The organism is Sulfuriferula multivorans (assembly GCF_003851125.1).
Classification (GTDB): domain Bacteria; phylum Pseudomonadota; class Gammaproteobacteria; order Burkholderiales; family Sulfuriferulaceae; genus Sulfuriferula; species Sulfuriferula multivorans.
In genome coordinates this window covers 41,073-47,447 of the sequence record NZ_BGOW01000030.1, presented here as the reverse complement: position 1 = coordinate 47,447, position 6,375 = coordinate 41,073, and the positions used below count along the sequence as shown (strand labels likewise).

The 6,375-nt window shown below is 63.8% G+C and carries 4 protein-coding genes; all 4 read left to right on the top strand.

The window, feature by feature from the left end; translation table 11 throughout:
• The coding region (locus tag EI185_RS18230; protein ID WP_223247849.1) for a cation transporting ATPase C-terminal domain-containing protein at nt 1-515 on the top strand (515 nt) is incomplete at its 5' end.
• A gap of 3 nt (nt 516-518) precedes the next feature.
• On the top strand, nt 519-2,876 hold the full coding sequence (locus EI185_RS13785; protein WP_124705727.1) for a DNA internalization-related competence protein ComEC/Rec2: 2,358 nt from the start codon (nt 519-521) through the stop codon (nt 2,874-2,876).
• An 8-nt stretch (nt 2,877-2,884) separates the two neighbouring features.
• On the top strand, nt 2,885-5,071 hold the full coding sequence (locus EI185_RS13780; protein WP_124705726.1) for a RelA/SpoT family protein: 2,187 nt from the start codon (nt 2,885-2,887) through the stop codon (nt 5,069-5,071).
• Nucleotides 5,043-6,362 (top strand): MFS transporter, encoded by a 1,320-nt coding sequence (locus EI185_RS13775; RefSeq protein WP_223247848.1) that lies wholly within the window; start codon nt 5,043-5,045, stop codon nt 6,360-6,362. The genes EI185_RS13780 and EI185_RS13775 overlap by 29 nt, the downstream gene beginning before the upstream one ends.
• Nucleotides 6,363-6,375: the final 13 nt, after the last annotated feature.

The window sequence follows — 6,375 nt, the reverse complement described above, 5'->3', positions numbered from 1 at the left end:
TGCATATTGTTTTTCTGCAGTTCATTATCGATCCCGCCTGCTCCATCGTGTTCGAGGCCGAACGCGAGGAACCGGACCTGATGCGCCGCCCCCCGCGCGACCCGGCAGTGCCCCTGTTCGGCATGCGCACACTGCTGCTCAGCCTGCTGCAAGGGGTCGCCGTACTGCTGATTGTACTTGCCGTATATGCCGTGGCGCTGGCACGCGGCCAGGGTGGGGATGAGGCGCGCACTCTGGCTTTCGTCGCGCTGGTGGTCGCCAATCTCGGCCTGATTTTTGCCAACCGCTCCTGGTCGCACACGGCCCTGACCACGCTGCGCAACTCCAACCCGGCGCTATGGTGGGTAGTGGGTGGCGCCATCGCGGCACTGACGCTGGTGCTGGCCGTGCCGGGCCTGCGTGCGCTGTTCCACTTCGGTGTGTTACATCCGGAAGATCTGTTGCTGTGTCTGGCGGCGGGGGTGGCGAGCGTTGCCTGGTTCGAGGTGTTCAAGCGTTTCGGGCGACCGCTCTAGCCGATGCGCAGTGGCATTCTTGCCTTCGTCGCGGGCGTGTGGCTGCTGCAACAGCAGGCGCTGCTGCCCGATCTGGCTTGGGCGTGGGGCTTGCCGTTATTGGCTACTGCCTACTGGTTGCCGCGCCACCAGCTGCTTGGTGCAATACGCCGCGGACTGTTGCTGGGCACGCTGTTTGGCGCCGGATTTCTGTTTGCCGCGGCGGTCGCCGGACAGCGTATGCAGGACGCGCTGCCGCCGGCGTGGGAAGGCGTGGACATCGTTCTCAGTGGCGTGGTGGCCAACCTGCCGGTCAAGACCGAACACGGCCAGCGCTTTGAATTTGATGTCGAGCAAGTCATCACCCCCGGTGCGCAGGTGCCGCACCATATCCAGCTCAACACTTACACCACGGCCTTCAACGGCAAGCCGCTACCCAATGCCCCGCGTGTGCTTGCGGGTGAGCGCTGGCGTTTCACGGTGCGCCTGCGCCGTCCGCACGCCAACGCCAATCCTCATGTGTTCGACCTGGAGGCCTGGTTTCTGGAACGTAATCTGCGCGCCATTGGTAACGTGCGCGACAGCGCCGATAACCGGCGTTTGCGTGTCTTCGTGCTGCGCCCCGGCTATGCGGTGGAGGCAGTGCGTGAAGCCATCGCATTGCGCATTGACCGCGTGCTGGCGGGCGACTCCTACGCCGGGGTGCTGAAGGCGCTGGTGATTGGCGATCAGTCCGCCATCCCGCCCGTGCAATGGGCGCTGTACCAGCGCACCGGAATTACGCATTTGATTTCCATCTCCGGTTTGCATGTGACCATGCTCTCCGGGTTGGCGTTTGCGCTGGTGTACTGGTTGTGGCGGCGCAGCGTGCGTCTGACTCTGCGGCTGCCGGCACGGCGCGCGGCAGTGCTGGCAGGGGCGTTCACGGCGCTGCTGTATGTGCTGCTGGCAGGATTTGCGGTTCCGGCGCAACGCACGCTCTACATGCTGCTGGTAGTAGCCGTGGCATTGTGGTCGGGACGCGTGATTGCGCCGACCCGCGTGCTGCTGTGGGCATTGCTGGTGGTCGTGCTGCTTGATCCGTGGGCGGTGCTGGCGGCGGGATTCTGGCTATCGTTCGGTGCGGTCGCGGCGATGCTGTTCGCCACCACCGCACGGGTCGGCAAGCCGCACTGGCTGCGCGCCTGGCTGGCGACGCAATGGGCGGTGACGCTGGCATTGGCGCCGGTCCTGTTGCTGCTGTTTGGCCAGCTGTCGCTGGTCTCGCCGCTGGCCAATGCATTTGCCATACCGCTGGTGAGTTTCGGCGTGACACCGCTGGCGCTGGCCGGCAGTGTGCCGGGCATGGACTGGCTGCTGTATGCCGCGCACTGGCTGATGGCCGGGTGCGTGTGGGTACTGGACTGGCTGGCGCGCCTGCCGCTGGCGTTGTGGCAACAGCCCGAACCGGGTGCCGCCGCCATCATGCTGGCGCTGCTGGGCGTGTTGTGGCTGCTGCTGCCGCGCGGCTTTCCGGCACGCTGGGTGGGGGCGCTGCTGATCCTGCCCGCCCTGCTGACGCCAGCGCCGCATCCTGCGCCGGGTGCGCTTTTGGTGACCGTGCTGGATGTGGGGCAGGGGCTGGCAGTGCTGGTGCGCACTGCACATCACGCCCTGCTGTTCGACACCGGGCCGCGCTATACGGCTGAATCCGACAGCGGCAGCCGGATCATCGTGCCGTATCTGCGCGGCGAAGGCGTGACGCGGCTCGACGGCCTGATCGTGTCGCACGACGATAATGATCACAGCGGCGGCGCGTTGTCGGTGCTGCGCGAAGTGCCGGCAGGCTGGCTCGCCAGTTCGCTGCCCGCCACGCACCCGGCGCTGTCAGCCGGAGTGCGCAGCCTGCGCTGTGTGGCCGGGCAGCACTGGCAATGGGACGGGGTGAATTTTGCCGTGCTGCACCCCACGCAGGCCAGCTATGACAATGCCAGCCTGAAAGACAACAATCGCGGCTGCGTGCTGAAAGTGGCTGCCGCGGGCGGCAGCGCATTGTTATCCGCCGACATCGAAGCGCGCGATGAGGCCGAACTGCTGGCCAGCGTGCCTGAGCAATTGCCCGCCACCTTGCTGGTCGCCCCGCATCATGGCAGCCGCACTTCGTCTACGCCGGATTTTGTTGCTACCGTGCATCCTGTCATCACCGTATTCACGGTGGGATATCGCAACCGCTTTGGTCACCCGCGCGGCGATATCGTGGCGCGCTATGCAGGGCAGGGCAGCCGTTTGTTGCGCTCTGACAGCGATGGGGCGGTAGAAGTGAATTTTGTTCCGGGCCAGGCGCCCAGTGTTGCAGCCTGGCGGCAAACCCGACAGCGATATTGGCAGGCTGGCATGCGATAATTCAGCCTATGGTTACCACGCATACCCCCAGCGCCAGTTGTGGCGACAATCTCGATCCCGATGTGGCGCTCGCGCATCTTGCCGGGCAGTTTGACGCCAGCGGAGCGACGCTGATTCGCGCCGCCGGCGAACTGATCCTGACCGAGCCGGACACGCTCACCGCATTCGGTGCAGCACGTATCAGTCACGCCATCGGCAGCGCCACGCAGGTGGCCGATCTGCACCTGGATGCCGACAGTGTGGCGGCGGCGCTGCTCATTGGCCTGACTGACCCCTGGCAGGACGATGTGCTGAGCGCACAACTCAATCCACAGGTGGTCAAGCTGGCGCGCGGCGTGGCGCGCATGGACGAAATCGGCCAACTGGTGGGCGGCGGCGAGTCGGCGCGGCGTGATGGGCAAAGCCAGGTGGAAGGACTGCGCCAGATGTTGCTGGCGATGGTGGAGGACATTCGCGTGGTGCTGATCAAGCTGGCCGAGCGCGCGCATGCGTTGCGCTGCCTGGTGCAAAGCGACGACGAAACGGCGCGAACCCAGGTGGCGCGCGAGGTGCGCGAGCTGTTTGCGCCGCTCGCCAACCGGCTTGGGGTGTGGCAATTGAAGTGGGAAATGGAGGATTTGTCCTATCGTTTTCTGGAGCCGGAAAATTACCAGCGTATCGCACGCCTGCTGGACGAGAAACGTCTCGACCGCGAGCGTTATATCCAGGACGTGGTGGCCAGATTGCAGGCTGAACTGCACGCTGTTCACATCCAGGCCGAGGTGACGGGCCGTCCCAAACACATCGTCAGCATCATCAACAAGATGAAGCGCAAGCATCTGCAATTCGACCAGCTCTACGACATCCGCGCGGTGCGCATCCTGGTGCCGGAGCTGCGCGACTGCTATACCGCGCTGGGAATCGTGCACAACCTGTGGCAGCCGATTAGCGGCGAATTCGACGACTACATCGCGCAGCCCAAGAGCAACGACTACCGTTCGCTGCATACCGGCGTGATCGGCCCTGAAGGCAAGGCGCTGGAGGTGCAGATACGCACCTTCGACATGCATAAGCACGCCGAGCTGGGCGTGGCCGCGCACTGGCGTTACAAGGAGGGCAGTAGCGCCGCCGCCGGTGCCGAGGATAAAATCGCCTGGTTGCGTCAGATTCTGCAATGGAAGGACGAAGTGGCAGACAGCGCCGAACTGGCCGAGCTGTTCAAGAACGAGCTGTTTCAGGATCGTGTTTATGTGCTCACGCCACAGGGGCGGGTGATCGACCTGCCTGCCGGCGCCAGCCCGGTGGATTTTGCCTACCACGTGCATTCCAATCTGGGCCATCGCTGCCGGGGAGCCAAGGTGGATGGAGTGATGGTGCCGCTCAACACACCGCTGAAAAACGGCCAGCGCGTGGAAATCCTTACCGTCAAAGAAGGCGCACCGAGCCGTGACTGGCTCAATCCGACGCTGGGTTATCTGGTCACCCAGCGCGCCCGCGCCAAGGTGCGGCACTGGTTCAAGTATCTGCATTTCGAAGAAAACGTCGCCCAGGGACGCGCCATTCTGGACAAGGAACTGCATCGCCAGGGGGCTGTGGAGGTCAATCAGGACAAGCTGGCGCAGAAATTCGGCGAATCGCGCGTCGATGAGTTCCTCGCCGCGCTGGGGCGCGGCGACATCACGCCGCATCAGGTGGCGAGCGCCCTGCAGGAACAAACTGCGCTGCCCGTGGAGACGCCGGCCAAGCGCCGGACAAGCAAGACGCCGACCGATAAACCCGCCGAGGGCATCCTGATCGAAGGGGTGAGCAATCTGCCGGTAACGCTGGCGCGCTGCTGCAAACCGGCGCCACCCGATGCGATTGCAGGATATGCCACGCAAGGACGCGGCGTCACCATCCATCGCCGCGACTGCGCCAACATTCAGCGCATATCGGGCGAGCGCCAGGCACGTCTGCTGGCGGCGACGTGGGGCGAGGACAGCGCGTTCGAGAGCGAAATCTGCGTCACTGCATTCGATCGTCACGGCCTGTTGCGAGATATTTCCGAGGTGCTGGCCAAAGAGCGGCTGGCGGTGGTACGCGTCAATACCGAATCCAAAACCGATATGGCGGTGATGCACTTTCATGTCCATAGCGCCAGCCTGCAACCGCTCAACCGCGCGCTGGCGCGCATCAAAGGCCTGAGCAATGTCATCGAAGCCGTCCGCAAGGGCTGAGTTTGCGCCGGTACAGCGGCGCGAATATTGGGCATGGGCGATGTACGATTTCGCCAATTCCGGCTACACCACGGTGGTCATCACCGCCGTGTTCAGCGCGTATTTCGTCGCCACCATTGCGGGCAACGCAGAGTGGGCAACGTTTGCCTGGACTGCCGGACTGGCACTGTCGTATCTGCTGATCATGCTGACCGGGCCGGTGCTGGGCGCCTATGCCGACCTCCACGCCGCCAAGAAAAAACTGCTGGCTGTCACCACCGTGGGTTGCGTGCTGTTTACCGCCGCACTGGCGCTGGCCGGACCCGGTGCAGTGTGGCTGGGGCTGTTGCTGATCGTGTTAAGCAATTTCTTTTACGGCAGCGGCGAGAATGTCATTGCCGCATTTTTGCCAGAACTGGCAACGGGGCGCAATCTGGGCAAGGTGTCGGGCTGGGGCTGGAGTCTGGGATACATGGGCGGTCTGCTCAGCCTGGGCTGCGCGCTGGCCTACATCACCTGGGCGCAGAGCAGCGGGCAGGATGCAGCGCATTATGTGCCGGTAACCATGCTGATTACCGCCGGGTTGTTTGCCTTGTCCAGCCTACCGACTTTTTTGTGGTTACGCGAACGCGCCGTGCCGCAACCGGGACGTCATACGCGCCTGTGGCGCGATACCTTCTCACGGCTGGGACACACACTGGCTCATCTGCGCCAGTATCGCGATCTGACGCGGTTTTTTGTGTGCATCGTGTTTTATCAGGCCGGGGTGCAGGCGGTGATTGCGCTGGCCGCCATTTATGCGCAACAGGCCATGCATTTCCAGATACAGGACACGCTCAAACTGATCCTGGTGGTCAACATCACGGCGGCCATCGGCGCGTTCGTGTTTGGATATGTGCAGGATCGCATCGGCCATATCCGTACCATTGCGCTGACTTTGCTGGGCTGGATCGCGATGGTGCTGATAGCCGCCAGCGCAGAAGGGCGCGACGCGTTCTGGCTGGCCGCCAATCTGGCCGGGCTGTGCATGGGGGCCAGCCAGTCGGCGGGGCGTGCCCTGGTTGGCTATCTCAGTCCGCGCGCGCGGCTGGCCGAATTCTTCGGATTGTGGGGTTTCGCGGTCAAGCTTTCCTCGATTCTGGGCCCGCTGACCTACGGCGTGGTGAGTTGGGTGTCGGGTGGCGATCACCGTCTCGCCATGTTGCTGACCGGCAGCTATTTTGTGATCGGCCTGGTTATTTTGATGGGCATCAATGTGCGCCGCGGGCGCCGCGCAGCGTTGCGTGGGCATCGGATTTTACCCGCCGCGTGATGCCTCCCCATAA